The sequence below is a fragment of the Pseudomonas sp. B14(2017) genome, from assembly GCF_002113255.1.
Classification (GTDB): domain Bacteria; phylum Pseudomonadota; class Gammaproteobacteria; order Pseudomonadales; family Pseudomonadaceae; genus Aquipseudomonas; species Aquipseudomonas putida_Z.
In genome coordinates this window covers 1-26,017 of sequence record NZ_NEJY01000013.1, presented here as the reverse complement: position 1 = coordinate 26,017, position 26,017 = coordinate 1, and the positions used below count along the sequence as shown (strand labels likewise).

Genomic DNA, 26,017 nt, shown 5'->3' with positions numbered 1-26,017 from the left:
GTGGCCGGCCCCTGCCGGTCACCCGTAATACCCCATCCAAAACCAAATTGCCACCATGCCGCATCCGGCCACGGAGGGCGGCGCATGCATGGAGTACCGTAATGCAAGTCGAGACCTCGACCGTCACCAAGCTACTGATCACCGGCGCCGAAGGCCTGGACCCGATCAGCGTCTACCTCGAAGACTTCGCGCCCTGCAAGGGCAAGATCACCGTCAGCTGCTTCGACAAGACCTGGCACGCCTACTGGGGTGGTATGTGGGATGGCCTGACCATCGGCCAGTTCTTCTGCAAGCTGCACGACGCCTACATCATCGGCTATTTCGACCGGTCCCTGAGTTCTCGCCGGTTCAGTGCTGAGGCCCTGGCCGACAAAGCGCGGAAGGTGATCGTGCAAATGCGGCGTGACCGGGATCTCGACGCAGAAGACGCCCGGAGCCTGCTCGACGAGGCAGAAGATGTTCGCTACACCAGCTCGCTCGATGAGTGCGGCGGCGCCCACCGCGAGTTCATGCACCGCGTGTTTGGTGACGACTGGTGGAACCAGCCGGCAGATGCGATGGAGCCAAACCCTGATTGGGCCTACCTCTGCCGCATCATCGAAACAGTGCAGCAGGCCCTGGCCAAGCAGTTCCCGATTGCCGCCTGACCAAGGAGAAAGCCATGCTCGGCACACCCTGCGAGTACGTGCAGCAGTATTACCAGGTCCCGGCGTGCATCGGCCGCCGCGTGATCGCCTACGGCAAACCTGGAGTGATCACCGACGACTTCGGGCACTACATCGGTATCACCCTCGACGAGAGCACCAAGCGTCATCCAGGCCGCTACCACCCCGTAGACGGCATCGAGTACGGCGAGATGGCTGAAGCGCTGCCTAAGCAACCACGCCGCACCAACTACGACCGGTACTACGACGAAGAGTGGAACTGCGATTTCCACGAGTTCTTGGGTATCAACCGGCCTCATCGCGAGAAGCGCAAGCATGAAGGCCAGTGGCAGTACCGGATGTACCGATCTCGCTCAGGCTGGCGAGGATCCTGCGACCGAGACATCGAAGGCGAGTGGTGTCCCACTGCGCCCCTGGCCAAAGCGAGCTACAAGGCTGCGCTGCTCAAACGCAAAACCGCCTGACCCCGCGCTGCCCGCCAGCGCCTTCCCCTCTCAAACGATGAACGCCTCAAGTTTGAGAGTTCATGAAATCTCGCTTGACGGCAAGCGCGACCTTGTACCTTTCAAGAGCATCTTGGACAACTTCATTATCTCCCGTAATTTCGGAATACTGATATTTCACCCAGGGTTCCTGAACTTTCTTGTAACGCTCATCTGCTTCGCGCAAACCGCGAATCACACCCTGAATCCGTATCATCTTCGTCATAACAACTGAATGGGATACTACAAGCTCGTAACTTCCCAGCTCATGGGCCGGAATTCCTTTCAGTATCTCCATATTGCTTTCAAAAAGCCCGCCAACGTGATAATCCCACATCAATAAGAAAGCATTCAACGTTGGCCCGCCATCAACAAACTCAGACAGCTTCCTGACATTTTTGCAAGCGCTTTCCATTACCGCCAAATAGGCACCATCACGAAGTTCCGCCCTCTTCGCATCCGCGTTTGCTTGCATAGTAATTTGTCTTCGGCTTACTGCTAAAGCACCCCAAATGGCACCGATAGAGCCAAAGGCTTGGACCCAACTTGCAAGCTCACTCTTATTAAGATCGTACGTCCTGATCAAAAGAACAGTCACAAAGCAAATCGCAAGAGCCAAGCAGATATTTTGAACTGACAACCACGGTTTCAGCAGACTCTTGCCGTACTCGTTCAGCATTTTCATAACCCATCCTTGTTTTTTGAAATCATACGCGCGAGATATCTTCATGCCCACAGCAATCGACCTGTTCGCCGGCCTCGGCGGATGGAGCACCGGCGCGCGCGCCGCAGGCGTCCAGGTTCTCTGGGCGGCAAACCACTGGCCGGTAGCCGTTGAATGGCACAGCGCCAACCACCCCGACACGCAGCACGTTTGCCAGGACTTGCACCAGGCACGCTGGGAGCAGGTGCCGGCGCACGACATCCTGCTTGCCTCACCCTGCTGCCAAGGGCACGCAAAGGCCCGCGGCAAGAAATCGGGCAATCCTGAGCACGACGCATCGCGCTCGACGGCCTGGGCGCCGGTATCGGCCCTTGAGTTCCACCGGCCGCAGGCGGCGGTGATCGAGAACGTGCCTGAGTTCACCGACTGGCTGCTGTACCCGGCATGGCTGCAGGCCATCCAAGCGATGGGCTACCAGTGTGCGCCGCACATCGTGGACTGCGCGGACCTCGGCGTTCCGCAGCACCGGGTGCGCCTATTCATGGTCCTGACGCGCAGCAGGGCCCCGCTGATGCTTCAACTGCAGCGCGAGCGGCATGTGCCGGCAAGCAGCTTCCTCGACTTCGACGCCGGCCGCTGGTCGGCGATCGAGAAACCAGGCCGGGCCCAGGCCACGCTCGACCGGGTGCGCAACGGGCGCCAGCGCTTCGGCGACCGGTTCATCATGCCCTACTACGGCAAAGGCTCCGGCACCACCGGCCGCGACATCAACCGGCCGATCGGCACCATCACCACCCTGGACCGCTGGGCCCTGGTCGATGGCGACCGCATGCGGATGCTCAGCGCCGACGAGGCCTTGGCCGCCATGTCGTTCCCGGCAGACACCCTGCGCCCGGACAACCACCGGCTGACCATGCACATGGCCGGTAATGCGGTACCGCCGCTAGCTGGACAACGAGTAATCGAGGCGTTGCTGAAAGCGGCATGACGGTTAAAGCTCCGGAACTCGCTTATCAACGGCCACAAACCAACTATCCCCATCTTCGTATGCTGTTGGTACGAGCTCGAAAACCTGGGTTCCGGGGACCCCATTGAATTTTATATAGGTAACCCGCAGTTCTTCGCGGTCATGGCCACCAATAGCATCTACAAAGTCGACCCTGACAGATTCACCTCTGGCAATTAGCGGGAACTTTAAAAATCGAGATTCGGATCCGTCTTCCATCATCAAAGAAGCCCGCACTTGCTCGCAAGCTGCCCCTCCGTTGAGCATTACAAAACTACAAACTTCGCAGGCACCACTTTCATCATGCACTTCTCTTAGCCCGTTAAATGTAACCTGAAATACCGGCTCAAATGAAATTTCCTGATTCCTTAAGGATAACTTAGTAGCTATCGCCAACTCAGTTTGCTGAGTGACTGACTCACGTAGCTCCTGAGCTTGTAATTTCAAAGCGTCGGAGCTAATCCTTAGCTCTAGACCCTGTTGGATAAATCCAAGTACGAGCCACAAGAACGCTAAGGGACTGAACACGCCTGCAAGAAAATCGCCAATAGAATTCAACTCCATTGCCTTTAATGTAGCAAATCGATCACCGACAGCCCACCACATTAAAAAACAGTATGAAGTACTCAGTCCGAGCCCAAGCCAAAAGAGTGATCTACGCATTTCATTCTCAAATAAAGACCCACTAAGCGAGGCATACCATGCCCACAAAAGAACAATCCCGCAACACAGAAATGGTCAGCGTGCCGCGCGAGCAGCTGCAGGCCTGGCAGCAGCGCTTCTCGAAGGCGCAGATGTTCCAGCAATCGACCGAGGTCCAAGCGGCACTGGCCCTGCCAGCAGCACAGCACCACGCAGACCCAATAGCCTGGATGGTTGGTACTGCCTTCTGGTGGACCAAAGAAGAGGCAGAGAGGGATGCGGCGGCGACTGGGCTGCCGATTGTCCCTGTTGGACCGTTGGCCCCCATCCCTGACGGATATTGCCTGATGCCCAAGCGGCTCACGGCCGAGAACGGCGCCAAGGCACTGCTGCTCGGTGAGTTCAAGCTGGAGGTCGCGCGCGAATGCCCCGAATGCCTTGAGTTGGACGAACCAGCAGAAGGCTGCGAAATCTGCGATGGAGATGGTGAGTACGCCCAACGCCACACGATACCGTGGGACATGATTAAGTTCATCTACAGCGAGGCTGTGAAGGGTCTCGCTCTCCAGCCGAACACCGCCCGATAGAGAAAAGCCAAACGGAGCACATTTGTACTCCACCCAGCACTAGCCTCTCTATGCTCTAGTTCGAGCAGGCGACCTGGTCGAATTTTGGGAGAGTGTCTGTGGCAATGCGGCGAGCCCGTACTACGCCCCAGGCCAAAGCCCTGGTCATTGATTCACCGGGACGGGAATCAAACGCCTCTTCGTGAAGGGCCATGCCCGTCGAGGCATAGACCCCAATGAACATCTGCGTGTTACCTGCCCGCGACAGTCGCACCTGGACATCTATGTGCGTTCCATCGCTAAGGGTCTCGTCATGAGTGCGGTGGTGAAGCGAAGGATCAGCCCATTGCCAGAAAACTTCACCGCGAATCCTCATGTCGGTCTCCTACGACTTTAGTTGTAGTTAGGTGTTGTATTGCCACCATAGCGAACACCCAGTTTTACGCAAATCCGCCGAGCTGATCTGTGAGCTGAATCGGACAGTCGGCATTCCCATCTCCCCTCTGTTCACTGCCGCGATATGTCGGCCAAGGAATCGTCATGCCCGAAAAAATTGAGTTGGACCTCGACACGATCGAGGCGGCGGCCAAGGCTGCAACCCCGCAAGACTTCGTCAGCGCCCAAGTCGGTGGTGCCGAAGAAGGATGGATAGAATGCCCTGGGTGTGGCGGTGAAGGCTCTGTCGAACTGACCGCCGACTACCTGAACTACGACGGCGTGGCACTGGGTGTCCAGTTCTATGGCATTGGTGAGCCGCACGTTCATGCTGAGGCGTACTACCGCGCCGCGCGGCCTGCCGTCATGTTGGCCCTGATTGCAGAAGTCCGCGCTCTCCGGACTGACGCAGAGCGGTACCGCTGGTTGCGCGACCCGGACGGACAGGAGGACTTGGGCAGCGAGTACAACATGCCTCCCATAATCTGCGGTTACGCCGAGCATGAGGACATTCTCGCCAATGGTGCGTTAGACCGCGCAATCGACCAAGGCATGGAGGCGCTTAAGCCATGACCCGCCTCGCCCTCTGCCTCCTGCTGCTGGCCACCGGCGCCAGCGCAACCGAGAACGTCATCGACGTGCAGCACGACAGCCAGCGCGGCGTCACCTGCTACCTGCTGAATGGGGTCGGCATCAGCTGCATCCCCGACAGCCAGCTGCAGGCAGGCAACCAGCGCCAGCTCTCCCCGCACGAAACCCAACCCGAACCTACACCCGCTCTGGCGCCTGGGCGCTGGATTGATGAGAGGTATGAGCTGTGAGCAAACCGCATTGGATCGACGCGCCAGCGTGGGCCGAATGGCTCGCCCAGGACAGCGACGGTGAATGGCTCTGGTGGGAGTCGATGCCGATCCTGATTCCTGGCAAGGCTGGCTGGACTGGCGGTGGCTGTCATAAGTGGGCGCGGAAAACGCCCAATTACGAACCCTTTGGACTGACTTTGGAGAGGCGTCGATGACCGACCTGATCGAAGTGAAGACCGCCGACCTGGCCGGCGAGGCCTTGGGCTGGGCGGTAGGCAAGGCAGAAGGCCTGGACCTGCAGCTGGCACCGCCCGGCTACAACGGCGTGCCGTGGCGGGTGTTTGCCCTGTATCGCGCCGCAGTGACCGAGCGCAACGAGCGCTTTAACCCGTGGGAGGACTGGGCGCTGGGCGGGCCGCTGGTCGGGAAGCGCATGGTCAGTCTCCATTGCCCACAGAGCACCGACGACATCTGGGCCGGCTGGGTGATCACCGACAAGGGGGAGTTTTGCCAGGCCGGTGAGAATGCCCTGATCGCCGCCTGCCGCGCCATCGTCGCTGCCAAGCTCGGCGATACCGTCCAGGTTCCGAAGGAGCTGATGCCGTGAGGAAGCTGATCTATCGCATCAATCGCTGGCTTCCATTCGGCGGCTTGCCGATCGCTCAGGTTCAGCTGGGCCGCAACACCTGCACCCTCTACAAGAACGGCTGGGTGCTGATCAGCGACGGCAGGAACACCGACGCCTTCCCAATCAACTTCACCAGCCAGGCCTTGGTCGACGCATTCGCGGCTGAACTCGCCTAACCCCTCCCCAACTACTCAAGCCCGCCGAAATGCGCGGGCGAGGATTCCCTATGTCCGCAACTCAGCAATTTCATCAAACCGCCAATGACTGCCTGGAGCGCATCGCGGCCGACCTCTGGCCCGAAGCCAAGCTTGCCCTGGTCATCTACACCCCGAACAAGCCAGAGCTCGACATTGTGCTCAAGGATAGCGGCCTGAACGCCGACGAGGTCGTGAGCACTCTACGTCGGCGCGGAGGCCTGGGCCTTGATGGCGAGAACATCTACAAGCGTCTGCTCTGTGACGCCATCATCGGCGCCATGGCCTCCGGCAAGCAGAACAGCAACCCGCCGCCGGAAGGCCATTGGGGCAAAGAGTTCTGGGATATCGGCCACGCCGAGGGTGCGCTGAAGGAAGAACTGACCCAGGCGCTGCGCCTGGCGCGCAAAGAACTGGACGCCTGCCAGCGCGTCATCCACTACGCCGGCGGCTTCGACCCGGCCTATGTCAACGACGCCCAGGTCGCAATCAAGGTCGCCGACACGGTGCTCGAAATGACTGCCGCCTGACCACCAACCTGCCGCCACCGGCGGCGTGGAGACCATCCCATGGAACATGCAAGCGAGTTTCTCGATGAGGAAGAGGTGGTGCGGGTGACCGGCTACCAGCTCCCGAGCAAACAGATCGCGTGGCTGGCCAATAACGGCTGGCAGTACACGCTCACCCGGGCCAGGCGGCCCATTGTCGGTCGGGTGTATGCCCGACTCAAGATGGCAGGCGTCAAGCCAACGGCAACGAATGCCACGACTGAAACATGGACATTGGACTTATCGCGCGTGGGGTAACAGATGCGCACCAGGAAGGCATCGAACAAGGACCTGCCGCCGCGGATGTTGCGGCGGGTCCGCAAGTTGAAAAGCGGCAAGTTGTGGGTTGGGTACTACTACGACGGGAGGGATGCAGACGGGAAGCGGCAGGAAGTGCCGCTGGGGACTGACCTCGCAGAGGCCAAGTTGGAATGGGCGCGCCTGGAGCATAAGGCGAAGCCGAAAGTGATGGCGACGATGGGCGAGCTGTTTGACCGGTACGAGCGGGACATCATCCCGGGCAAGTCGCCACGCACGCAGAAGGACAACAAGTACGAGCTGGAGCGCCTGCGCAAGGCGTTCGCTGACGCGCCCATCGAGGCCATCAGCCCGCCGGTAATTGCCCAGTACCGGGACGCCCGCAGCGCAAAAACCCGGGCAAACCGGGAAATCGCCCTGCTCTCGCACGTTTTTACCATGGCCATGGAATGGGGGTTTGCCGAGCGCAACCCATGCCTGGCGGTTCGCCGCAACAAAGAGAAGGTGCGCGACTTCTACGCGGCTGACGAAATCTGGGATGCGGTGTATGCCGAAGGCGATCAGGGCCTGAAGGATGCCATGGACCTGGCCTACCTGGCCGGCCAGCGCCCTGCGGACACCCTGAAGTTCAGCACCGTCGACCTGGACGAGGACTACCTGTGGGTCGACCAGAACAAGACCGACAAGAAGTTGCGCATCCGGCGGCACGTCAACGGCGAACTGACCGGCCTCGGCCTGTTCATCGAGGCGCTGCTCGAGCGGCGCAAGCTTCAAGGTGTGCGCAACTCACGCCTCATTACCAACGACTCAGGCCTGCGTATGAGTTGGGAAATGCTGAGGAACCGCTTCAGCGAAGCGCGTGACAAGGCAGCTCGGAAGCTGACCGCCGATGGCAACACAGACCTGGCCACGAAGGTTCGGCAGTTCCAGTTCCGCGATATTCGACCGAAGGCAGCGTCGGAAATCGAGGACATCAGCCACGCCAGCCGGCTGCTTGGGCACTCCAAGGAGGAAATCACCAAGCGCGTTTATCGCCGCGTCGGCGAGGTGGTCAGCCCGACCAAGTAGCGGGCTGATGCGGAAACGATGCCTAAAGATGCGGAAACGATCCGGGTTTTCTGCGCACAAAGAAAAACCCCGCAGACGTTAATCTGCGGGGCTTTCGAATGGTGGAGGCCGAGGTCGGAATCGAACCGGCGTAGACGGATTTGCAATCCGGAGCATAACCACTTTGCTACTCGGCCTCAAAGGTCGGATCTAGCAGCTTGCGCTTCGCTATCTCCTTGAAACGCTGAACCTTTTTCAAAGTTTGCTGCGTTTCGATGGGCGCCATTATGTCTTCATTCCTTTAACCTTGCAACCCCCTGAACGAAAAAAAATTTCAACGGGTTCAAGGTGTTAGCGCAGGCGGCCGAGTTTACTCCACAAGCCCACCACTGTGTTCTCCACGGTGCCACTGGCAGCCATGCCGATTCGCTCCTGCAGGCTCTTGCGTTCGGCGTAGTGCAGGTGGAACAGGTTGGCGTTGCGCGCGCGTTCGCTGAGGTACTCGTCGCTGGTCTGCAGCTCGTCTACCAGCTTGCGGTTGAGTGCCGCGACGCCCAGCCAGACTTCGCCGGTGGCCACTTCGTCGATGTGCAGCTGCGGACGATAGCGGGCAACGAAGTCCTTGAACAGCTGATGGGTGATGTCCAGGTCTTCCTGGAACTTCTCCCGGCCCTTCTCGGTGTTCTCGCCGAACACGGTCAGGGTGCGCTTGTACTCACCGGCGGTCAGCACTTCGAAATCGATGTCGTGCTTCTTCAGCAGGCGGTTGACGTTGGGCAGCTGCGCCACCACGCCGATGGAGCCCAGCACGGCGAACGGTGCGCTGACGATCTTCTCGCCGATGCAGGCCATCATGTAGCCGCCGCTGGCGGCCACCTTGTCGATGCACACGGTCAACGGGATGCCGGCCTGGCGAATGCGCGCCAGCTGCGATGCAGCCAGGCCGTAGCTGTGCACCAGGCCGCCACCGCTTTCCAGGCGCAGCACCACTTCGTCACGCGGGGTGGCGAGGGTCAGCAGCGCGGTGATTTCGTTGCGCAGGCTTTCGGTGGCAGAAGCTTTGATGTCGCCATCGAAATCCAGCACGAAGACCCGGCCCTTTTCCTCGGCCTTGCCCTTCTTCTGCCGCTTTTCCGCCTTGGCCTGCTGCTTGCGCAAGGCCTTGAGCTGGGCCTTGTCGAGCAGGCCGGATTCCAGGCGCTCGCGCAGGTCCTTGTAGAACTCGTTCAGGCGAGTGACCTGCAATTGCCCACCCGATTTGCGCCGCCCCTTGCCGCGCAGCCCGGCGATGGCCGACAGCACTATCAGGATGGCGATGACCAGGGTGGCGGTTTTGGCGAGAAAGCTTGCGTATTCAGCAAGAAACTCCACGTTGACTCCTTAAAGACTTGCGCCACTACGGCGCGTAACTGTAGCAAGCATACCGTTGCGCCTGAGGTGCTGCCAGCCGTGGCAAACGCTGGCAACACCTTTCAAACAACCTTTTCAAACGCTTGTATGTTTTTTCGTTGACAGCCCGTGTGCCGCATCCTAACCTCGCAGCAACCTCCAACAGGCCGGAACCTTTCGTGGGCAACCTCTACCTGATCCGACATGGCCAAGCCTCCTTCGGCGCCGATGACTACGATGTCCTCTCGCCCGTGGGCGTGCGCCAGAGCCAGGCCCTGGGTGAGCACCTGGCCCAGCTCGGTGTAAGGCTGGACCGCTGCGTGGCAGGCGACCTGCGCCGCCAGCAGGATACCGCGCGCCTGGCCCTGGATGCATTGCACGCCAATGGCTGCCCGGTGCCGGCTGTTGAGACCGATGCAGCATTCAATGAGTTCGATGCCGATGGTGTGATCCGCGCCTTGTTGCCCGGGCTGCTACCGCAGGAGCCCGACGCCCTGCACATCCTGCGCAATGGCGCGCAGCACCGCAGCGAGTTCCAGCGCCTGTTCGCACTGATGGTGCAGCGCTGGCACGATGGCGAACATGCCGACAATGGCCTGGAGACCTGGCAGGCGTTCACCGTCCGCGTGCAAGGCGGCCTGCAGCGCGTACTGGATGCCGCCGGTAGCGGCGACAATATCGCCATCTTCACCTCGGGCGGCACCATTGCCGCCCTGCTCCACCTGGTTACCCGTATTACCCCCGGCCAGGCGTTCGCGCTGAACTGGCAGATCATCAACACGTCGCTCAGCCAGCTGAAGTTCCGCGGCCGCGACGTGGCACTGGCTTCCTTCAACAGCCAGGCCCATGTGCAGCTGTTGAGGGCGCCGGAGCTTGTCACCTATCGATGAGCCCGGCTTGTTGTGTCCCTGCGGGGACGTGTAAATCACTCTATAAGGAATGCGCCATGACCTCCGTAGCTGATGCCGTCAAAAAGATGCAAGAGAAGTTCAACCCATCCGCTGCCGCCGGCCTGGACCTGGTGTTCGGCTTCAACATCACCGACGAAGACAAGCACTACGCGCTGATCGTCAAGGACGGCACCTGCGATCTGCAGGAAGGCGAAAACCCGGATGCCAACTGCACCCTGGTAATGGACAGCGAAACCCTGAAGGGTATCGTCAGCGGCGAAACCGACGGCATGCAGGCATTCATGGGCGGCAAGCTGCGCGTTGAAGGCGACATGATGCTGTCGATGAAGCTCAGCGAGCTGTTCCCGTCCTGAGGGCTGGAAATAGCGGATGATCAAAAAACCGAAGCCTGACCGGCTTCGGTTTTTTTTTGCCCGCCTGTTCGGACCCTATCGCCGGCAAGCCAGCTCCCACAGGTACAGCGTTGCACTCGAGGTTGTCGCTGTACCTGTGGGAGCTGGCTTGCCGGCGATAGCGGCAGTCGCTTCATCAAGGCAGTTGATCAGGCAGCAACACCCTCACCTATATGGCATCTGGCACGCTTGTCCCATCCCCGGCGGACCATTAGATTAGCCAATAGTCCTTGCGATCGAGAATAAGGAAAACGCATGACGCTCACCGACCAGTCCACCCAGGTACGCCCCGGCGAAGAACTCGACGCGGCTGTCATCGACCCTTACCTCAAAGCCAACATCCCCGGCCTGGATGGCCTGCCGAGCATCAGCCAGTTCCCTGGCGGCGCCTCCAACCTTACCTACCTGGTCAGCTACCCGGGCCGCGACTTCGTGCTGCGCCGTCCACCGTTCGGGCAGAAGGCCAAGTCAGCCCATGACATGGGCCGCGAGTTTCGCATCCTCAACCAGCTGAACAGCGGCTTCCCCTACTGCCCCAAGGCCTATGTGCACTGCACCGACAGCAGCCTGATCGGCGGCGAGTTCTACGTGATGGAACGGGTCAAGGGCATCATCCTGCGCTCGGACATCCCGGCCGAGCTGGACCTTGACGCCAACCGCACCGAGGCCTTGTGCAAAAGCTTCATCGACCGCCTGGTGGAACTGCACCAGGTGGACTACAACGCCTGCGGCCTGGCCGACCTGGGCAAACCGGAAGGCTATGTGCAGCGCCAGATCGAGGGCTGGACCAGCCGCTATGAAAAGGCCCTGACCCCTGACGCCCCGCGCTGGGAACAGGTGACCGCGTGGCTGCACGAGAAAATGCCCGCCGACCACCCGCGGCCCGGCATCGTGCACAACGACTACCGTTTCGACAACGTGATCCTCGATGCCGACAACCCCATGCGCATCATCGGTGTGCTGGACTGGGAAATGGCCACCCTCGGCGACCCGCTGATGGACCTGGGCAACAGCCTGGCCTACTGGATCGAGGCCGACGACCCGGCGCCGGTGCAGCTGATGCGTCGCCAGCCGAGCAACGCACCGGGCATGCTCACCCGCCGCCAGTTCGTCGATTACTACGCCGAGCGCGCCGGCATCCGCCTGGACAACTTCGATTACTACTATTGCTATGGCCTGTTCCGCCTGGCCGGCATCGTCCAGCAGATCTACTACCGCTATTACCACGGCCAGACCCAGGACAAGCGCTTCGCCCAGTTCATCCACATGAACCGCTTGCTGGAGCAGATGACCTTGCAGGTCATCGCCAAGTCCAGCCTCTGAGCCCCGACCTCGACGACGGATAACAAGGAAAACAGCATGTCCAAGACCCACCTGTTCGACCTCGACGGCAAGATTGCCTTCGTTTCCGGCGCCAGCCGTGGCATCGGCGAGGCCATCGCCCACCTGTTGGCCCAGCAAGGTGCCCATGTGATCGTGTCCAGCCGCAAGCTCGACGGTTGCCAGCAGGTGGCCGATGCCATCATCGCCGCCGGTGGCAAGGCAACGGCAGTGGCCTGCCACATCGGTGAACTGGAGCAGATCCAGCAAGTGTTCGCCGGCATCCGCGAACAATTCGGGCGGCTGGACATCCTGGTCAACAACGCCGCTACCAACCCGCAGTTCTGCAACGTACTGGATACCGACCCAGGGGCTTTCCAGAAGACCGTGGACGTGAACATCCGTGGCTACTTCTTCATGTCGGTCGAGGCCGGCAAGCTGATGCGCGAGCATGGTGGCGGCAGCATCATCAACGTGGCGTCGATCAACGGGGTTTCACCCGGCCTGTTCCAGGGCATCTATTCGGTGACCAAGGCGGCAGTCATCAACATGACCAAGGTCTTCGCCAAGGAGTGCGCGCAGTTCGGGATCCGCTGCAACGCCCTGCTGCCAGGCCTGACCGACACCAAGTTCGCCTCGGCACTGGTGAAGAACGACGCCATCCTCAATGCCGCGCTGCAGCAGATCCCGCTCAAGCGCGTGGCCGACCCCAAGGAAATGGCCGGCGCCGTCTTGTACCTGGCCAGCGATGCTTCCAGCTACACCACCGGTACCGCACTCAATGTCGACGGTGGTTACCTGTCCTGATCAGGCTTTTACTGCAACCAGGGTGTAGCTCAGGGGCAGGCGTGCGGGCTGCTCGCGCAGGCGATATTCACCGTCGTCGCCCTTGACCATCTGCCCCGGCAGCGCCTCCCAGGGGATGCTCTGGTGCTCGACCAGGGCGGTCAGCTGCAGACCGTGGGCCAGCAAGGCGCTGATCACCTCGCCCAGGCCGTGGTTCCACTCGTGGGTTTCGGTGTGGGAAAGGCGCCGCTCGGTTTCGACGTATGTCTGGTCGTTGTGCCACACCGTCGGTTCTTCGTGCTCGAAATACGGGTATTCGAGTTGCAGGCGGTCCTGGTGGTCTTCGTTGACTGCCATCAGCATCGGGTGCCCGTCGCGCAGGAACAACCGCCCGCCCGGCTTCAGCAGGGCCGCGACTGTACGCGCCCACGGCTCGATGCGAGGCAGCCAGCAGAGCGCGCCGATGCCGGTGTAGACCAGGTCGAACGTGCCGGCCGGCAACACCTTGTCGGCGTCGTAGACATCGGCCTCGACATACGCGATGGGTGCCGCACAGCGCTGGGCCAGCACCCGCGCCTCGGCCAGCGAAGCCGCGGAATAGTCCAGGCCACAGACCTTGGCGCCAAGGCGCGCCAGCGAGAGGGTATCGGTACCGATGTGGCACTGCAGGTGGACGGCGTTGAGCCCGTCGATATTGCCAAGCAACGGCAGGTCGAAGCGTACGGTTTCGGAAAGGTGTTCGGGATGCTGGACGAGCCGTTCGACTTCGTAGTCGTTGGAAGCAGCGTGCAGCGGGGCACGTTCATCCCAGCTGGCGCGGTTGAGTTGCAGTGAGCGGTCCATGGTGTCTTCCTTGATTCGTGGGGGCTCATGCTAGCCTCCACCAATCTCCCTGCGACAGGACTGCCTTGCTAAAAATTGTAAAGCTCGCGCGGTCACTGTGGGAGCGGGCGTGCCCGCGAAGAAACAACGCGCTGGCTGGCACCGGCTACGCCGGTGTTCGCGGGCGCGCCCGTTCCCACCCGACCCCACAGAGCCCCTGCCAAGTCGCCAGCCGTTACAGGCAGGTCGCCGCCGCCGCCCGGCGCTGCAGGGCCACACCGTCGTTCTTCTGCGCGTAGTAATCCACCCGCGCCCCACCCGCCTGCGGGTACACATCCACGAACGCCTCGGCTTCACGGGTATACACCGTGAACCCACCCTGCTTGCGTGGTTCCAGATAACCACTGGCGTCGTCACCGAACACCTTCTCTTCCTGCCAGCTGAACTGGATGCACTGGGCCACCAGTTCCGGCGCCTTGTGCGAGTCGAGCTGCGTGGTCGGCTTGCCGCCGCGGGCCGTTTCCATGGTCGCAGAAGCACAACCGACCAGCATCAGCGCCGCGGCCATCGGCAGAATCGCACGCATGTTCCATCCTCAGGGTAAAAAAGAAGGCGACTCTAGCACTGGCAAGCATCGCGAGTGAATTGTCACGCGCAGGTGGCTGTCGCAGATAAGGCATTCCGCCACAAGGAGAACGTCATGAAATTGCACTACCTGCTGTTCGCCGCCCTTCCCTGCCTGCCCCTCGCTGCCACCGCAGCCCCCTCCGGCGAAGAAAGCATCACCGCGCCAGAAACCCACAACCGCGAGCTCAAGGTCGGCGACAAGGCACCCGACCAGTACAAACGCGATGACCAGGCAATCAAGGACTGGAAAACCAAGGGCCTGCCAGCGCCGGAAAAGGAAAGCCACTGGGTAAACATGGGGGGGCGCTACGTGCTGGTGCAGATCACCAACGGCGTGGTGCTGGCAATTCAGCCAACCCACTGATTCCACATTTCCCCGCCGCTCATCGCTGGCACGACAAATTTTTGCCTGCCAGCGAAACCAAATGGATCCTTTCCAGTCTCAGAGGGTGTGCCGTAAACCTTTGCGGATCAAGGACCTATATCGTGATGACCCGTCTTGCAAGCCTTTCGCTGATTGCCGTTGTCCTGCTGACCGCAGGGTGCCATAGCCATCGCTACCATGACGACGACGATGGCTGGCGTGACCGTGATCGCGATCGTGGCCATCGCCACCACCATCGGCATGACCGCGACGACGACGATGACAATCGTCAATACCGTGGTGACCGCTACTACCGCTGAAGCGTCTTTTTCAACCCTGGCCCGCCGCCCGTTGCGCGGCACCTTAACCTGATGATTCCTTTGAGGTTCGTATCATGCGTCTGACTCTGCCTTCCCTTGCCCTTGGCCTGCTGCTGTGCCAGGGCGCTTTCGCCGGTGACGGTACCGCCGCCATTGGCGGTGGCCTGGGTGGTGTTCTGGGTAACGTTGTCGGTCAACAGATCGGCGGCAAAACGGGGGCGGCCATCGGCGCCGGCCTCGGCGGCGCAGCCGGCAGTGCGGTAGGTGCACGCAAGGGCAACCGTACCGAAGCCGCCATCGGCGGTGGCCTGGGTTCGGCCGGCGGTTCGCTGCTGGGTGGCGCGGTAGGCGGCAAGACCGGCTCCACCGTGGGCGCTGGCCTGGGTGGCGCAGCCGGTGGTGCCATCGGCAACCACCTGGGCGACAACAACGGCAAGCACCGCCGTCACCGTCACTGATCCGGTGACCTGGGGGGCTGCGCAGCCCATCGCCGGCAAGCCAGCTCCCACCTCGACCGCATTGACCTCAAGCCATGCGCAGTCATTGTGGGAGCCTGGCTTGCCAGCGATGGGCCGCCTAGCGGCCCTTTTTGTTGCAGCACATCAACACACCCTTCACCGCAATCCGGCACACTGGCTGCTACTGTCTATCGTGCCCCCGTGTGAAGGAACACCCCCTCCCCATGAACCAAGAGCTGCTCTGGGTCCTCGGCCTGCTGGCCATCGTCATCACCCTGTTCGTCATCAACCGCCCACGCATGGACGTGGTCGCGCTGCTGGTGATCCTCGCCCTGCCGCTGTCGGGCATCCTCACCGTGGAGCAGGCGCTGGCCGGCTTCAGTGACCCCAACGTGGTGTTGATCGCCGCCCTGTTCGTGATCGGTGAAGGCCTGGTGCGCACCGGCATTGCCTACCGTATCGGCGAATGGATGAGCGAGCGGGCCGGCAACAGCGAGGCGCGCCTGCTGGTGTTGCTGATGGTGGCCGTGGCGGGGCTGGGTTCGATGATGAGTTCCACCGGCGTGGTGGCCATTTTCATTCCGGTGGTGCTGAGCATCGCCGCACGCCTGCAGCTATCACCCGCCCGCCTGATGATGCCGCTGGCTTTCGCCGGCCTGATCAGCGGCATGCTCAGCCTGGTGGCCACACCGCCCAACGTGGTGGTGCACAGCGAACTGGTGCGCCATGGCGAAGCGGGCTTCAGCTTCTTCAGCTTCACCCCGTTCGGCCTGGTGGTACTGGTGCTCGGCATCGGCTACATGCTGCTGACCCGGCACTGGCTGAATGGCGAAGTGCGCAAGGACGGCCGTGTGGAAAGCCGCCGCACCCTGCTGGACCTGGTGCTGGACTACAAGCTCAACGGCCGCGAACGGCGCCTGCGCATCCGCCCCCACTCGCCGCTGATCGGTCATACCCTGGGCGAGCTGGAGCTGCGCACCCGGCATGGCGCCAACGTGATCGGTATCGAGCGCCAGCACAAGTTCACCACGCGGGTGATCGCCGCCGACTCCAGCACCGTGCTGCATCAGGGCGATGTGCTGCTGCTCGACCTGTTCGCCAACCGCGACGACCTGCGCAGCCTGTGCCAGACCATGCAACTGGAGCCGCTGCACTTCAAGGCCGCCTACTTCATCGACCAGTCCCAGGAGCTGGGCATGGCCGAAGTATTGCTGCCACCAGGCTCGAAACTGCTCGGCAAGAGCATCCTCGAACTGGCCTTCCGCACTCGCTTCGACCTCAACGTGGTGGGCTTGCGCCGCGAGCAGGTGGCGATCGAAGAACAGCTGGTGGAAGAAAAGCTGCGCCTGGGCGACACCTTGCTGGTAGTCGGCCCGTGGAAAGCCGTGCGCCAGTTGCAAGGCAAGCCCAAGGACTTCCTGGTACTGAGCCTGCCCGCGGAAATCGACATGGTCGCGCCCGCCCGCACCCGCGCACCACAGGCGCTGCTGAGCCTGGCGGTGATGGTCGGGCTGATGGTCACCGGCGTAGTACCCAATGTGATTGCCGCGCTGATCGGCTGCCTGCTGATGGGCGCAGGCCGCTGCATCGACATGAACAGCGCCTACCGGGCCATCCACTGGCAAAGCCTGGTGCTGATCGTCGGCATGCTGCCCTTTGCCCAGGCACTGCAGAAAACCGGCGGCATCGACATGGCGGTGAGCGGCCTGGTCAGCGTGCTGGGCGGTGCCGGCCCCAGCGCCATCCTCGCCTGCCTGTTCGCGGTCACGGCGGTGATCGGCCTGTTCATCTCCAACACGGCCACTGCAGTACTGATGGCCCCCGTGGCCGTCAGCACCGCCACGCAGCTGGGCATGTCGCCCTACCCGTTTGCCATGACCGTGGCGCTGGCCGCCTCGGCGGCGTTCATGACGCCGGTGTCATCGCCGGTCAACACGCTGGTACTGGGCCCGGGACAATACCGCTTCGCCGACTTCGTCAAAGTCGGCGTGCCGTTCACCGTACTGGTGATGCTGGTAACCGTGTTGATGGTGCCGTGGTTCTTCGGGCTGTGAGGTGACACATCTTGAATGAAGGCAATTTGGCATTATCTCGACCGATCGCGGCAGATTGACATCAAGTCCTCTGACGAAACACACTTATGCGCAATTGCCCCAGGTGCTTCAAGCCGTTGTCCTGGATTTCGTTTCCGCTTTGCCGGTCGAGCCCATGGTTTTTCCAGCCCAATCGCGCTTGTTGCACTACGTCGTTCTACTCGGCCTGACCTTCGCCCTGACGCTGGGCGGCATCCTGGCCCGCCCGATCGAATCCCTGTCGCTGTTCTGGCCGGTCAACGCGGTATTGGCCGGCGTGCTGCTGCGCTACCCCCGCCAGGCCACGCTGACGGGCTTTGCCCTGGTCTGGCTGGCCATGGTCGGCGCCGACCTGCTGTGTGGCAGCGCCTGGGTACCGGCCCTGTGGTTCAACCTGTGCAACCTGGGCGTGGTGGTCACCCTCTGGCTGCTGCACTCGCGCTTGCCGCGCCTGCACCGGCGCATGCGTACCCCCCACGGCGTGCTCAGCGTGTTCGGCGCCTGTGCCGCCGGGGCGATAGTGGCGGCCAGCATGGCGGCGGCAATGGCCGCGCCGTGGTTCGAACAGTCCTTGCGCGCCACTTGGCTGGCCTGGTTCAGTGAACAGTTCTCGACCAGCGTGCTGGTGCTGCCAGTGCTGCTGACGGCACCCTCGGCGCGAGCCCTGGTGCGCGGTGGCGCCCAGGCCATCCGCCTGGCGCCGTTGTTGACGCTGCTGGCCTCGCTGGCGTCCAGCATTGCCTTCGGCGGCCCCGGGGCCATTGCCTTCCCGATTGCCGCGCTACTGTGGTGCGCCTGGACTTATTCACCGTTCCTGGTCTCACTGCTGACACTCACCGCCGGCAGCACGCTGATCGTGGCGGTGGCGCAAAACCTCATGCATTTCAGCGTGCCGCAAAGCGAGCCCGGGGTAACCACGCTGATGTCGGCGCGCCTGGGCATCGCCATGCTGGTGCTCGGGCCGCTGGTGGTGGCCTGCGTCAGCCAGGCCAACCGCAGCCTGATGGCCCGCCTGGCGCATCAGGCCACCATCGACCACCTCACCGGCGTGCTCACCCGCAGCGCCTTCACACGCCGCGCCAACGCGCTGCTGGAAAGCCGCCAGCAACACGCCCAGGCGCTGCCGCTGACCCTGATGATGCTGGATATCGACCATTTCAAGTCGATCAATGATGCCCACGGCCATGCGGTCGGTGACCAGGTGCTGCGCCAGTTCGCCGGCACCCTGCAGGACCAGCTGCACGATGGCGAACTGTTCGCCCGCCTGGGCGGCGAGGAATTTGTCGTGATCCTCCCAGGCCTGGCACCAGACCGGGCCAAGTTCACTGCCGAACGCCTGCGCCGCGCCGTGCAGGACCTGCATGTGGTGCAGGCCGACCAACACCTGCAAATTACCGTGAGTATCGGCCTGGCAGGTTGTGCCGCCGACATGCCGGCCCCCACCCTCGACGAACTGCTGGCGCGCGCCGACCAGGCGCTGTACCGAGCCAAGGCCCATGGCCGCAACCGCGTCGAGCAGGCCGAGCCGCAACGCCAGGTGATGTGAACTAGCCGGCCAGCAAGTCCCACGTCAACTTGGCGATCAGCACGCACAGCAGCACCAGGAACAGCCCGCGTACAAAGCCCGCGCCCTTGCGCACCGCCAGCCAGGTACCGGTCAACGCGCCGAGGATATTGCACGCCGCCATGGGCAAGGCGATGGCGTACAGCACGTTGCCCGATGGCACGAAGAACACCAGTGCCGCCAGGTTGGTGGCGATGTTCACCACCTTGGCCGACGCCGAGGCGTGCAGGAAGTCCAAAGCGAAGAAGCGGATGAACAGGAAGATCAGGAAGCTGCCGGTGCCCGGCCCGAACAGGCCATCGTAAAAGCCGATCGCGCCACCGATCAGCACCGCCAGGCACTGCTCCTTGCGGCCGATCCTTGTGGGTTTGTGCAACGTGCCGAAGTCCTTCTTGCAGAAGGTGTAGATGGCCATCAGCACGACCAGCACCAGCACCGCCGGGCGCATCACGCTGGGCGGCACCAGCGACACCGTGGCGGCACCGGCGAACGACATGACGAAGGCACTGAGCGCGGCCGGCACGATCACCCCCCAGTCCAGCGTCACCCTGCGGATGAACGAACGCGCAGCGAAGGCCGTGCCACACACCGACGCCAGCTTGTTGCTACCGAGCAATGCCGCCGGTTGCGCGGTGGGCAGCACGTTGAACAAGGCCGGGATCTGGATCAGCCCACCGCCACCTACGGCGGCGTCGATCAGCCCAGCGGCGAAGGCGAACACGGAAAGCACAGCGATATCCATCATGACGCGGTTCCAGGCAGTGAAGACGCTGCAAGGCTAATCAAAGTGCCGCGCTTGTGTTGAAATGCCATATTGCGAAAACTGCAACGAGGAGCAGGCAATGGCATTGGACATGCTGCGGGAAATCCAGGCGTTCGTCAGCGTGGCGCACAAGCGCAGCTTCGTCGCCGCCGCACGCGCCCTGGGGCGCTCACCCAGCGCGGTCACCCGCGCGGTACAAACCCTGGAAGACAACGCCGGGAGCAAACTGCTCAACCGCAACGCCAATGCCGTGACCCTGACCGAAGCCGGCGAGCGCCTGCTGCCACACGCCGAACGCTTGCTGGATGTGCAACGTGATGCCGCCGACGAACTGGCCGCGCTCAGCGGCAGTGCACAAGGCTGGATCCGCTTCGCCGTGCCGCAGGTACTGGGTGAACATGTACTGCCCCAGGTGCTGGCCGAGTTTTCCCGCTGCCACCCCCAGGTAACCCTGGACGTGCAGTACAGCGACGGGGCTCTGGACCCGCTGCAAGGCAAGTTCGACTTCGTGGTGCGCGGTGCCTTTCCGCAGTCGAGCGAGCTGATCGGCTACCCGCTGTGGGATTACCAGCGCCACCTGTATGCAAGCCCTGAATACCTGGCCCTGGCCGGCACGCCACAACAACCCGAGGACCTCGAAGGCCACGCGCTGATCCTGCACACTGCCCCGCGCATCCTCAAGGCCTGGCACTTCTGCCGCGACGGCCAGATCACCAGCCTGCGCCCCAGGCCCAGGCTGCGCCTGGACTCAGGTGACGCGGTGTACCACAGCACCCTGGCCGGCGCCGGTATCGCCCGCCTGGCCGCCTGGGTCGGCGAAGCGCAGGTCAAGGCCGGGCGGCTGGTGCGGGTATGCCCGCAGTACCGCCTGACTTCCAGCAACGGCCAGGACCCGCAGATGCATGCCGTGTACCCCGCCGGCGAACTGCCGGCGCGGGTACGCGACCTGCTGGCTGCCCTGCGCCGCGCAGGCCTGGCCTACTGAAACAACGCCCTGAAACGTCTGTTCAATTTCTGCTCAATTTAACAGAGCCCGCCGCGGGCCTGGCTTGCAGCACTTTATCCACAGACCTACCCACGTTTTTTGTGGACAGTTTTCCCAGTGCAAAGAATGACTTATCGTACAAATCGGTAGGGTGAATCGGCCAACAACGAAGAGGAATGGGCCCGCCCGAAGGACAAGCAGGCCGCGAGGGATATAGGTGGTTAACGTCAGCTTGGCGGAATGGTGCCAAGAATACCGATCAGAATGGTCAGCAGCAGAAAACCACCCAGGAATAGCGCGAGCTTGCCCATTGGAACCTCTACAAGTGTGATGCGGGAATGGGCATATTGTCGGGCTTGGGCTGATACCGTTACAGATTCAGGTTTATGGAAAAAAAGCGGATCAGATGTGAGGCACCGGTTCTTTTGTGGGAGCGGCCTTGCGTCGCGAAAGGGCCGCGCAGCGGGCCCAGGGTTTCGATGCATCCCGCAAAATTGCCGGGGCCGCTTTGCGGCCCTTTCGCGACGCAAGGCCGCTCCCACAAGAGCTGCGTACTTGGAGCGAACGCGTATATCAAGTCAGTTGCTGAAGCTTCTGCGCAGGCAACCAGCCGTACTCGTCGTTGCCATGGCGCCTGCACCAGACCCAGCCATTGAGCGGGCGCACCATCTGCACCAACTGCCCTGGGTCGGCATCCAGTTCATGCGCCGAGTAGTGGTCCAGCGCCCTGCCCTGGCACACGCTGAGCCGCTCGATCAGTTGGGCCGGCACCCAGCCGGGCTCCTGGCCGGTGCAGGTGCACAGGTACCAGTCCTGCCAACCTGGCTCGCCCTCGTAGCGTGGGCCAATGTTCAGCAAGGTGCCCTTGGCGAAGCGGATGGGCCGCGGGTACTCACTGCGGTGAGGTTCAATCACAACGTAATGCATAGGCCTCTCCTTGGCCGGAAAACTTATCGATCGTAGCAGAAGCGGCAAAACCCGCTGCCAGCCGGTGTTTGTATCTTCATGTGTACAAATTGAGACCTGATACACAAGAACGTTTCCTACGGGCCGAGCGGACACATCCGCGATACAGCCGTCATCTTTACTGGCACCCATCAACCCGCACCGATGGCTTCGCCAAGGAGATGCCCAATGTCTGCCCGCCACTCGACCACCGCCCTGCCACGCCGCTTCAGCCGTACGCTGCTCGCCTGTGCCCTGCTGCCACTTGGCCTGCTGGCGGCGAACATGGCCACGGCTGCACCACAGCAGCCCCAGCCAGCCGCCGCAGCGGCGGATGACTTTGGCCCGCTGAAACACGTCAACGCTGGCGTGCTCGATGTGGCTTACGTAGAGCAAGGCCCGGCCGATGGCCCGGTGGTGATCCTGCTGCATGGCTGGCCGTATGACATTCACAGCTTCGAGCAAGTTGCACCCGCCCTGGCGGCAAAAGGCTACCGGGTGTTGGTGCCCTACGTACGTGGTTACGGGCAGACCCGCTTCCTGTCTGCGGTAACCCCACGCAATGCCCAGCCCTCGGCACTGGCCAGCGACGTGATCGCCTTCATGGATGCGCTGCATATCCAGCGTGCCGTGCTCGCCGGCTTCGACTGGGGCGCACGCACCGCCGACATTGTCTCGGCGCTGTGGCCAGAGCGGGTAAAGGCACTGGTATCGGTCAGCGGCTACCTGATCAGCAGCCAGGAAGCCGCCAAGGCCCCCCTGCCCCCCAGTGCCGAGTTGCAGTGGTGGTACCAGTACTACTTCGCCACCGCGCGCGGCCAGGCCGGCTATGAAAAGAACCGCCATGCCTTCGCCAAGCTGATCTGGCAAACCGCCTCGCCCAAGTGGGCCTTCGACGACGCCACCTTCGAGCGCAGCGCCAAGGCCCTGGACAACCCCGACCAGGTGGCGATCACCGTGCACAACTACCGCTGGCGGCTGGGGCTGGCCCAAGGCGAAACGCGCTACGACCCGCTCGAGGCCAAACTGGCCAGCTTCCCCAGCATCGGCGTACCGACCATCACCCTGGAAGGCGACGCCAACGGCGCCCCGCACCCGCCAGCCGAAGCCTATGCGCAGCGCTTTACCGGCAAGTACGAGTACCGACTGATCAGCGGCGGCATCGGCCACAACCTGCCGCAGGAAGCGCCGCAGGCGTTCACCCAGGCGGTGGTGGATGCGGACCACCTGTAGCTTGCGGGGCGGCAATTGCTACATAAGGTTTCGAAAGGAGCGGCAGGCCCTGGTTTGAGCCGCGTCGAGGGCCTGCATTGTCGAAAACCGGTTGTGCCCAGCTACCGCGCGGTGTTTAGGCGAATTTGAAAGACACGATTTGAAATGCGGCTTGTAGGATCTTTTACCTCGCAATGTAGGAAGAATCGAAGCAGTGAGATTTGCCTGTATGAAACATCAGTTTCTCCAGCAAATTCGAGCTGCTACGGTCCAGTTTTCCTACAACGGCACGGATGCCTACAGCGTGAGAAAAGCATGGATCCGTTCAATACCTCGGCCCTGAAGCTGCAGAAGAATTTGCTTAACCTGCGCCTTGAGCGTGATCGCCTGAGAAGGGAGGGCAAGGACAAGGAAGCGGACGAACTCGCGGCACCGATCGCGCGGATGGAGGCAGCTATTCAAAAGCTGCCGGATGGCATGAAGCCGGTGACCCTGCAGTAAAACCTGTGGGAGATGTCTAGCGAGACCCGGACTTTGCGCCAAGCCATGAGAGGTGTGTTGCCTGTGCTGGCCCTTTCGCGGGCACGCCCGCTCCCACAGGTACTGTGCAAGTCTTGAGTACTGTGAAGATCCTGTGGGAGCGGGCGTGCCCGCGAATGGGCCAGCACAGGCAGTCGAGAAACTTAAGTTGATTCAGCAATAACCACAGAAGACACCTGACTCACCATCGGCAAGCCCACTCTGACGGCCTACAGCCTGAGCGTCACGCCCTTCATCGAAACAGGCCGCCGCGGGGCGTGGCTCATTGCCCGGAGTGGTCGATCTTGATGGTTGGATCACCACCACTGACCAGCGAACTGACCGTGGTGTTCGACCAGTTCACACCTTCAAGCTTGATCGACACGTCAGCGCTGCTGGTGTCACCGCCGGGAGTGAACTTGCCCTGGGTGCTGACCTGCAAGGTCGACTCGCCATCGACCGTGGTGATCTTAAGGTAGCTGTCGATGGCCGACAGCGATTCGCCCTGCAGCAGGGCACTCAGGTCCAGGCGGTCGCCTTCTTCAGCATTGAAGTTCCTGACCACGTCATGGCCGGTATCACCTGCCGTCCACACAAAGGACTCGGCGATGCCGCTGCTGCCGGTGACGGTGCTGTCCCCTGCCCCCACGAACACGATGTGGTCCTCGCTGCCAAGCAGGGACGTGGAGGCGCTGTCCGATGTGTCGCTCGCCATCAGCGACATCGCGCTCATCGACGCCGACGAGGCTGCGTCACCATGGGATGTCACCACGAACGAGCTGCTTGCCGAATCACCATCGTGGTCGGTGCCGATGACATGGACCGTGAAGTTCAGGTCGCTGGCAGGCTTCTCCTCTACATAGGTCAGTTTGGTGAAGGTGGTGTCAAGCGTACTCTTGCTCGGGGCCGCCAGGGTAATCGTGTCGAAGGCGTGCCCGGCAAGGCCCGCGAAGTCACTGGCCAGAATCTTTATGGCCTCGGAGCCAGAGGTGATGGTGTACGTCTTCGTTGCTTCATGCACAACACCATTGGCGTCCTTGTAGGAGGCGACGATATTGACGTCACCGCTGACCTGAAGCCGCGCAATGCCTAGCGTGACTTCTTTCATCGAGACGGCGTGCTGCAGGGCATCGGTGAACGCCACGGAGAACTTTTCGTTGGCAGAGAAGTGGTTGTTACCCACCCCCAGCCCATTGCCGACGTTGATCGTCGGCTTCCCTGTAGCACTGGCCAAGGCTTCGAAGGTAGCCGTTATGCCACTGTTGAACGTTACAGGCAGGGTTGAGGTATTCCCGGATTTCAAACTTTCCAGGTTGAACGTATCTCGGCTACCTTCGCGCACGGCGTTCTGGGTGACGGTGTAGTGCCCATCCGCTCCCAAGGCAAGCGTGAACACCTTCGTGGTACCGTCGAAGACTTCCACCGTGGTGCCGCTTGCATCCGTTGCCTTGCTGCTCCAGCCCGAAGGCAGGCCAACGATGGTGCCGAACTTCAGCGTGCCCACGCCATCACCGCCCGCCAGGAAGTGCGTGTCGCCAACCGCCGTGTACCCGACAGTGTTCCACATGCCGGCATTGTCACTGGTGGCGAAGGTCGGGCTGTCGTCCTCGACACTGATCGTCAGCGTGCCGGTCGATGAGGTGCTGCCGTCGGAAACGCTGACACCAACGTTGAGGGACAGTACATCCTCGGCCGCCTGGTTCGGATGGTCGAGCGGCCCCTTCAGCTCCACGGTGTAGTTGCCGGCGTTGTCGATCCTGATTTCGATCACGTCCTTGCCACCGGCCGTGCCGGTCAGGGTCTTGCCGCCATTGGACAACGCCCATTGCACACTCTGGCCAGAGGACGTCAGCGCTGTCGATGGTGCTGCCAGGCTGACCGAGAGGTTGGCCGACGGCGTATCGATATCGCTGACCGTCAGCTTGCCAGCGTACAACTTGCTGTCGCTTTGGTCGGCTGGTGAACCGACGGTGTCTTTGTTCCCGCCGATCAGCCCCTCCTCGGACACCAGCGCGGCACCCGAAGTGATGGTTGGCGTGGCATTGGTCATGCCCACCGCAACGCTGGCGCCCGGGACCAGGTTCTCGAACACCTTGCTACCCGTGCCATTCTGCGTGATCTGGTCGATGCCCACGGACACGCTGCCACCACCCACGAAGACACCGTCGGGAATGGCACCTTTCACCGTGCCGGTGGTGCCGCCCGCCGCCACCATGATGGTCAGGCCATTGTCCAGCTTGATGGTCAGGCCGCCATGGTTGCTTGCGCTCATGCCAGCCGGCGCTTCCAGATTGACCGTGTAGGTCACCTCCTGGCCCTTGGCTGCCGGGTTGGGCGAAGCGCTCAGCACGACCGTCACGGTGTTGATGGTGTCGGTGACCGTGAGGGTCGTGGTGGCACTGGTGTTCAGGTTTTCGAAGTTGTGGTTGCCTGCATTTGTCACGCTGATGGTCTGGGTTTCGCCATCACGGAATACGTCATCGCTCTGCGCCACGAACGGTGCGGTGGTCGCGGTGGTGGCGTCCTTGGCGAAGCTCAGGGTCTGGCCGTTGCTCAGGGTGACAGTGAACGCCTGGCCCGCTGGGTGGCTCAGGGTGCCGGTGATGGTCGTGGTGTTGCCTTCCTGCACG

General features: G+C 62.0%; 32 protein-coding genes and 1 tRNA gene. 23 read left to right on the top strand and 10 right to left on the bottom strand.

The features are described 5' to 3' along the window. Positions 1–101: 101 nt before the first annotated feature. A complete protein-coding gene (locus tag CAG34_RS14760) occupies positions 102–647 on the top strand; it encodes a hypothetical protein (protein WP_085590837.1) in 546 nt (181 codons plus the stop codon). A gap of 14 nt (positions 648–661) precedes the next feature. Next, complete coding sequence (locus tag CAG34_RS14755) at positions 662–1,129, top strand: hypothetical protein (RefSeq protein WP_085590835.1); 468 nt, start codon at positions 662–664, stop codon at positions 1,127–1,129. 46 nt (positions 1,130–1,175) lie between these two features. Here the strand turns inward: CAG34_RS14755 and CAG34_RS14750 are convergent, their stop codons facing one another. Next, positions 1,176–1,832: a hypothetical protein gene (locus CAG34_RS14750; RefSeq protein ID WP_085590833.1), complete on the bottom strand. Its 657-nt coding sequence runs from the start codon at positions 1,830–1,832 to the stop codon at positions 1,176–1,178. 43 nt (positions 1,833–1,875) lie between these two features. Between CAG34_RS14750 and CAG34_RS14745 the strand changes: the two genes are divergently transcribed. Beyond that, complete coding sequence (locus tag CAG34_RS14745; protein ID WP_085590831.1) at positions 1,876–2,799, top strand: DNA cytosine methyltransferase; 924 nt, start codon at positions 1,876–1,878, stop codon at positions 2,797–2,799. 3 nt (positions 2,800–2,802) lie between these two features. On the opposite strand, the gene CAG34_RS28135 is transcribed toward CAG34_RS14745, so the two are convergent. After that, positions 2,803–3,480, bottom strand: a complete 678-nt coding sequence (locus tag CAG34_RS28135) for a hypothetical protein (RefSeq protein ID WP_143516488.1) — start codon at positions 3,478–3,480, stop codon at positions 2,803–2,805. Between the two features lie 38 nt (positions 3,481–3,518). On the opposite strand from CAG34_RS28135, the gene CAG34_RS14735 reads away from it, so the two are divergent. Continuing rightward, positions 3,519–4,046 (top strand): hypothetical protein, encoded by a 528-nt coding sequence (locus CAG34_RS14735; protein ID WP_143516487.1) that lies wholly within the window; start codon positions 3,519–3,521, stop codon positions 4,044–4,046. A 55-nt stretch (positions 4,047–4,101) separates the two neighbouring features. On the opposite strand, the gene CAG34_RS29225 is transcribed toward CAG34_RS14735, so the two are convergent. Beyond that, positions 4,102–4,401, bottom strand: a complete 300-nt coding sequence (locus tag CAG34_RS29225) for a hypothetical protein (protein ID WP_085590827.1) — start codon at positions 4,399–4,401, stop codon at positions 4,102–4,104. A gap of 164 nt (positions 4,402–4,565) precedes the next feature. Here CAG34_RS29225 and CAG34_RS14725 point away from each other — a divergent pair, with 164 nt between their 5' ends. The 7 genes from CAG34_RS14725 to CAG34_RS14695 all read left to right on the top strand — a co-directional run bounded on the left by CAG34_RS14725 (position 4,566) and on the right by CAG34_RS14695 (position 7,959). Further along, entirely contained in the window at positions 4,566–5,033 is a 468-nt protein-coding gene (locus tag CAG34_RS14725; RefSeq protein ID WP_085590825.1) for a hypothetical protein, read from the top strand. Continuing rightward, positions 5,030–5,281, top strand: a complete 252-nt coding sequence (locus tag CAG34_RS14720; protein ID WP_069017417.1) for a hypothetical protein — start codon at positions 5,030–5,032, stop codon at positions 5,279–5,281. Before CAG34_RS14725 ends, CAG34_RS14720 begins: the two co-directional genes overlap by 4 nt. A gap of 193 nt (positions 5,282–5,474) precedes the next feature. Next, positions 5,475–5,870 (top strand): DUF2591 domain-containing protein, encoded by a 396-nt coding sequence (locus CAG34_RS14715; protein ID WP_085590823.1) that lies wholly within the window; start codon positions 5,475–5,477, stop codon positions 5,868–5,870. Beyond that, positions 5,867–6,067, top strand: coding sequence for a hypothetical protein (locus CAG34_RS14710; protein WP_085590822.1), 201 nt, complete (start codon positions 5,867–5,869; stop codon positions 6,065–6,067). Before CAG34_RS14715 ends, CAG34_RS14710 begins: the two co-directional genes overlap by 4 nt. 50 nt (positions 6,068–6,117) lie before the next feature. After that, a complete protein-coding gene (locus tag CAG34_RS14705) occupies positions 6,118–6,615 on the top strand; it encodes a hypothetical protein (RefSeq protein ID WP_085590820.1) in 498 nt (165 codons plus the stop codon). 39 nt (positions 6,616–6,654) lie between these two features. Beyond that, positions 6,655–6,891, top strand: a complete 237-nt coding sequence (locus CAG34_RS14700; RefSeq protein WP_085590818.1) for a DUF4224 domain-containing protein — start codon at positions 6,655–6,657, stop codon at positions 6,889–6,891. Between the two features lie 3 nt (positions 6,892–6,894). Beyond that, positions 6,895–7,959 (top strand): tyrosine-type recombinase/integrase, encoded by a 1,065-nt coding sequence (locus CAG34_RS14695; RefSeq protein WP_085590816.1) that lies wholly within the window; start codon positions 6,895–6,897, stop codon positions 7,957–7,959. A 102-nt stretch (positions 7,960–8,061) separates the two neighbouring features. Here CAG34_RS14695 and CAG34_RS14690 read toward each other — a convergent pair. Beyond that, positions 8,062–8,135 (bottom strand) — tRNA-Cys (locus tag CAG34_RS14690). A 154-nt stretch (positions 8,136–8,289) separates the two neighbouring features. Then, the gene (gene sohB / locus CAG34_RS14685) at positions 8,290–9,309 is read right to left on the bottom strand and encodes a protease SohB (protein WP_023662815.1); all 1,020 of its coding nucleotides are present in this window, start codon (positions 9,307–9,309) and stop codon (positions 8,290–8,292) included. A gap of 197 nt (positions 9,310–9,506) precedes the next feature. Between sohB and CAG34_RS14680 the strand changes: the two genes are divergently transcribed. From CAG34_RS14680 to CAG34_RS14665, 4 genes are all read left to right on the top strand, one after another. Beyond that, the gene (locus tag CAG34_RS14680) at positions 9,507–10,217 is read left to right on the top strand and encodes a histidine phosphatase family protein (protein WP_085590814.1); all 711 of its coding nucleotides are present in this window, start codon (positions 9,507–9,509) and stop codon (positions 10,215–10,217) included. A 56-nt stretch (positions 10,218–10,273) separates the two neighbouring features. Next, positions 10,274–10,591, top strand: coding sequence for an SCP2 sterol-binding domain-containing protein (locus CAG34_RS14675; RefSeq protein ID WP_003257405.1), 318 nt, complete (start codon positions 10,274–10,276; stop codon positions 10,589–10,591). 294 nt (positions 10,592–10,885) lie between these two features. Next, on the top strand, positions 10,886–11,953 hold the full coding sequence (locus CAG34_RS14670; protein ID WP_085590812.1) for a phosphotransferase family protein: 1,068 nt from the start codon (positions 10,886–10,888) through the stop codon (positions 11,951–11,953). Positions 11,954–11,989: 36 nt separating this feature from the next. Beyond that, the gene (locus tag CAG34_RS14665) at positions 11,990–12,757 is read left to right on the top strand and encodes an SDR family oxidoreductase (protein WP_015270905.1); all 768 of its coding nucleotides are present in this window, start codon (positions 11,990–11,992) and stop codon (positions 12,755–12,757) included. Here the strand turns inward: CAG34_RS14665 and CAG34_RS14660 are convergent, their stop codons facing one another. Both CAG34_RS14660 and CAG34_RS14655 read right to left on the bottom strand, forming a co-directional pair. After that, positions 12,758–13,579: a bifunctional 2-polyprenyl-6-hydroxyphenol methylase/3-demethylubiquinol 3-O-methyltransferase UbiG gene (locus tag CAG34_RS14660; RefSeq protein WP_085590810.1), complete on the bottom strand. Its 822-nt coding sequence runs from the start codon at positions 13,577–13,579 to the stop codon at positions 12,758–12,760. It lies immediately after the preceding gene. 214 nt (positions 13,580–13,793) lie between these two features. After that, positions 13,794–14,144: a hypothetical protein gene (locus CAG34_RS14655; RefSeq protein ID WP_085590808.1), complete on the bottom strand. Its 351-nt coding sequence runs from the start codon at positions 14,142–14,144 to the stop codon at positions 13,794–13,796. A 114-nt stretch (positions 14,145–14,258) separates the two neighbouring features. Between CAG34_RS14655 and CAG34_RS14650 the strand changes: the two genes are divergently transcribed. The 5 genes from CAG34_RS14650 (at position 14,259) to CAG34_RS14630 (ending at position 18,945) form a co-directional block, all read left to right on the top strand. Beyond that, positions 14,259–14,549, top strand: a complete 291-nt coding sequence (locus CAG34_RS14650; protein ID WP_025339702.1) for an RcnB family protein — start codon at positions 14,259–14,261, stop codon at positions 14,547–14,549. A 125-nt stretch (positions 14,550–14,674) separates the two neighbouring features. Continuing rightward, positions 14,675–14,869 (top strand): hypothetical protein, encoded by a 195-nt coding sequence (locus tag CAG34_RS14645; protein WP_085590806.1) that lies wholly within the window; start codon positions 14,675–14,677, stop codon positions 14,867–14,869. Between the two features lie 74 nt (positions 14,870–14,943). Beyond that, entirely contained in the window at positions 14,944–15,327 is a 384-nt protein-coding gene (locus CAG34_RS14640; RefSeq protein WP_025339704.1) for a glycine zipper domain-containing protein, read from the top strand. Positions 15,328–15,551: 224 nt separating this feature from the next. After that, on the top strand, positions 15,552–17,381 hold the full coding sequence (locus CAG34_RS14635) for an SLC13 family permease (RefSeq protein ID WP_085590804.1): 1,830 nt from the start codon (positions 15,552–15,554) through the stop codon (positions 17,379–17,381). Positions 17,382–17,520: 139 nt separating this feature from the next. Then, positions 17,521–18,945 (top strand): GGDEF domain-containing protein, encoded by a 1,425-nt coding sequence (locus tag CAG34_RS14630; RefSeq protein ID WP_085590802.1) that lies wholly within the window; start codon positions 17,521–17,523, stop codon positions 18,943–18,945. 1 nt (position 18,946) lies between these two features. On the opposite strand, the gene CAG34_RS14625 is transcribed toward CAG34_RS14630, so the two are convergent. After that, a complete protein-coding gene (locus CAG34_RS14625) occupies positions 18,947–19,708 on the bottom strand; it encodes a TSUP family transporter (RefSeq protein WP_085590800.1) in 762 nt (253 codons plus the stop codon). A gap of 97 nt (positions 19,709–19,805) precedes the next feature. On the opposite strand from CAG34_RS14625, the gene CAG34_RS14620 reads away from it, so the two are divergent. After that, on the top strand, positions 19,806–20,711 hold the full coding sequence (locus CAG34_RS14620; RefSeq protein WP_085590798.1) for a LysR family transcriptional regulator: 906 nt from the start codon (positions 19,806–19,808) through the stop codon (positions 20,709–20,711). Between the two features lie 573 nt (positions 20,712–21,284). Here the strand turns inward: CAG34_RS14620 and CAG34_RS14615 are convergent. Next, positions 21,285–21,638 carry an SH3 domain-containing protein gene (locus CAG34_RS14615; protein WP_085590796.1) on the bottom strand — a complete coding sequence of 118 codons (354 nt, stop codon included), beginning with the start codon at positions 21,636–21,638 and terminating at the stop codon, positions 21,285–21,287. Between the two features lie 207 nt (positions 21,639–21,845). Here CAG34_RS14615 and CAG34_RS14610 point away from each other — a divergent pair, with 207 nt between their 5' ends. Both CAG34_RS14610 and CAG34_RS14605 read left to right on the top strand, forming a co-directional pair. Continuing rightward, a complete protein-coding gene (locus CAG34_RS14610) occupies positions 21,846–22,889 on the top strand; it encodes an alpha/beta fold hydrolase (protein WP_085590794.1) in 1,044 nt (347 codons plus the stop codon). Between the two features lie 294 nt (positions 22,890–23,183). Next, complete coding sequence (locus CAG34_RS14605) at positions 23,184–23,369, top strand: hypothetical protein (protein ID WP_025339711.1); 186 nt, start codon at positions 23,184–23,186, stop codon at positions 23,367–23,369. 301 nt (positions 23,370–23,670) lie between these two features. On the opposite strand, the gene CAG34_RS14595 is transcribed toward CAG34_RS14605, so the two are convergent. Further along, on the bottom strand, positions 23,671–26,017 hold a 2,347-nt coding region (locus CAG34_RS14595), incomplete at its 5' end, for an immunoglobulin-like domain-containing protein (RefSeq protein WP_143516025.1).

What these genes read in the sequence shown, in the direction of transcription:
- CAG34_RS14625 (WP_085590800.1), bottom strand. Translation starts at nt 19,708, where the DNA reads ATGATGGATATCGCTGTGCTTTCCGTGTTCGCCTTCGCCGCTGGGCTG.
- CAG34_RS14705 (WP_085590820.1), top strand. Translation starts at nt 6,118, where the DNA reads ATGTCCGCAACTCAGCAATTTCATCAAACCGCCAATGACTGCCTGGAG.
- CAG34_RS14610 (WP_085590794.1), top strand. Translation starts at nt 21,846, where the DNA reads ATGTCTGCCCGCCACTCGACCACCGCCCTGCCACGCCGCTTCAGCCGT.
- CAG34_RS14750 (WP_085590833.1), bottom strand. Translation starts at nt 1,832, where the DNA reads ATGAAAATGCTGAACGAGTACGGCAAGAGTCTGCTGAAACCGTGGTTG.
- CAG34_RS14700 (WP_085590818.1), top strand. Translation starts at nt 6,655, where the DNA reads ATGGAACATGCAAGCGAGTTTCTCGATGAGGAAGAGGTGGTGCGGGTG.
- CAG34_RS14675 (WP_003257405.1), top strand. Translation starts at nt 10,274, where the DNA reads ATGACCTCCGTAGCTGATGCCGTCAAAAAGATGCAAGAGAAGTTCAAC.
- CAG34_RS14670 (WP_085590812.1), top strand. Translation starts at nt 10,886, where the DNA reads ATGACGCTCACCGACCAGTCCACCCAGGTACGCCCCGGCGAAGAACTC.
- CAG34_RS14620 (WP_085590798.1), top strand. Translation starts at nt 19,806, where the DNA reads ATGGCATTGGACATGCTGCGGGAAATCCAGGCGTTCGTCAGCGTGGCG.
- CAG34_RS14715 (WP_085590823.1), top strand. Translation starts at nt 5,475, where the DNA reads ATGACCGACCTGATCGAAGTGAAGACCGCCGACCTGGCCGGCGAGGCC.
- CAG34_RS14755 (WP_085590835.1), top strand. Translation starts at nt 662, where the DNA reads ATGCTCGGCACACCCTGCGAGTACGTGCAGCAGTATTACCAGGTCCCG.
- CAG34_RS14745 (WP_085590831.1), top strand. Translation starts at nt 1,876, where the DNA reads ATGCCCACAGCAATCGACCTGTTCGCCGGCCTCGGCGGATGGAGCACC.
- CAG34_RS14720 (WP_069017417.1), top strand. Translation starts at nt 5,030, where the DNA reads ATGACCCGCCTCGCCCTCTGCCTCCTGCTGCTGGCCACCGGCGCCAGC.
- CAG34_RS28135 (WP_143516488.1), bottom strand. Translation starts at nt 3,480, where the DNA reads ATGCGTAGATCACTCTTTTGGCTTGGGCTCGGACTGAGTACTTCATAC.
- CAG34_RS14665 (WP_015270905.1), top strand. Translation starts at nt 11,990, where the DNA reads ATGTCCAAGACCCACCTGTTCGACCTCGACGGCAAGATTGCCTTCGTT.
- CAG34_RS14760 (WP_085590837.1), top strand. Translation starts at nt 102, where the DNA reads ATGCAAGTCGAGACCTCGACCGTCACCAAGCTACTGATCACCGGCGCC.
- CAG34_RS29225 (WP_085590827.1), bottom strand. Translation starts at nt 4,401, where the DNA reads ATGAGGATTCGCGGTGAAGTTTTCTGGCAATGGGCTGATCCTTCGCTT.
- CAG34_RS14645 (WP_085590806.1), top strand. Translation starts at nt 14,675, where the DNA reads ATGACCCGTCTTGCAAGCCTTTCGCTGATTGCCGTTGTCCTGCTGACC.
- CAG34_RS14725 (WP_085590825.1), top strand. Translation starts at nt 4,566, where the DNA reads ATGCCCGAAAAAATTGAGTTGGACCTCGACACGATCGAGGCGGCGGCC.
- CAG34_RS14640 (WP_025339704.1), top strand. Translation starts at nt 14,944, where the DNA reads ATGCGTCTGACTCTGCCTTCCCTTGCCCTTGGCCTGCTGCTGTGCCAG.
- CAG34_RS14695 (WP_085590816.1), top strand. Translation starts at nt 6,895, where the DNA reads ATGCGCACCAGGAAGGCATCGAACAAGGACCTGCCGCCGCGGATGTTG.
- CAG34_RS14735 (WP_143516487.1), top strand. Translation starts at nt 3,519, where the DNA reads ATGCCCACAAAAGAACAATCCCGCAACACAGAAATGGTCAGCGTGCCG.
- CAG34_RS14650 (WP_025339702.1), top strand. Translation starts at nt 14,259, where the DNA reads ATGAAATTGCACTACCTGCTGTTCGCCGCCCTTCCCTGCCTGCCCCTC.
- CAG34_RS14635 (WP_085590804.1), top strand. Translation starts at nt 15,552, where the DNA reads ATGAACCAAGAGCTGCTCTGGGTCCTCGGCCTGCTGGCCATCGTCATC.
- CAG34_RS14660 (WP_085590810.1), bottom strand. Translation starts at nt 13,579, where the DNA reads ATGGACCGCTCACTGCAACTCAACCGCGCCAGCTGGGATGAACGTGCC.
- CAG34_RS14605 (WP_025339711.1), top strand. Translation starts at nt 23,184, where the DNA reads ATGGATCCGTTCAATACCTCGGCCCTGAAGCTGCAGAAGAATTTGCTT.
- CAG34_RS14615 (WP_085590796.1), bottom strand. Translation starts at nt 21,638, where the DNA reads ATGCATTACGTTGTGATTGAACCTCACCGCAGTGAGTACCCGCGGCCC.
- CAG34_RS14655 (WP_085590808.1), bottom strand. Translation starts at nt 14,144, where the DNA reads ATGCGTGCGATTCTGCCGATGGCCGCGGCGCTGATGCTGGTCGGTTGT.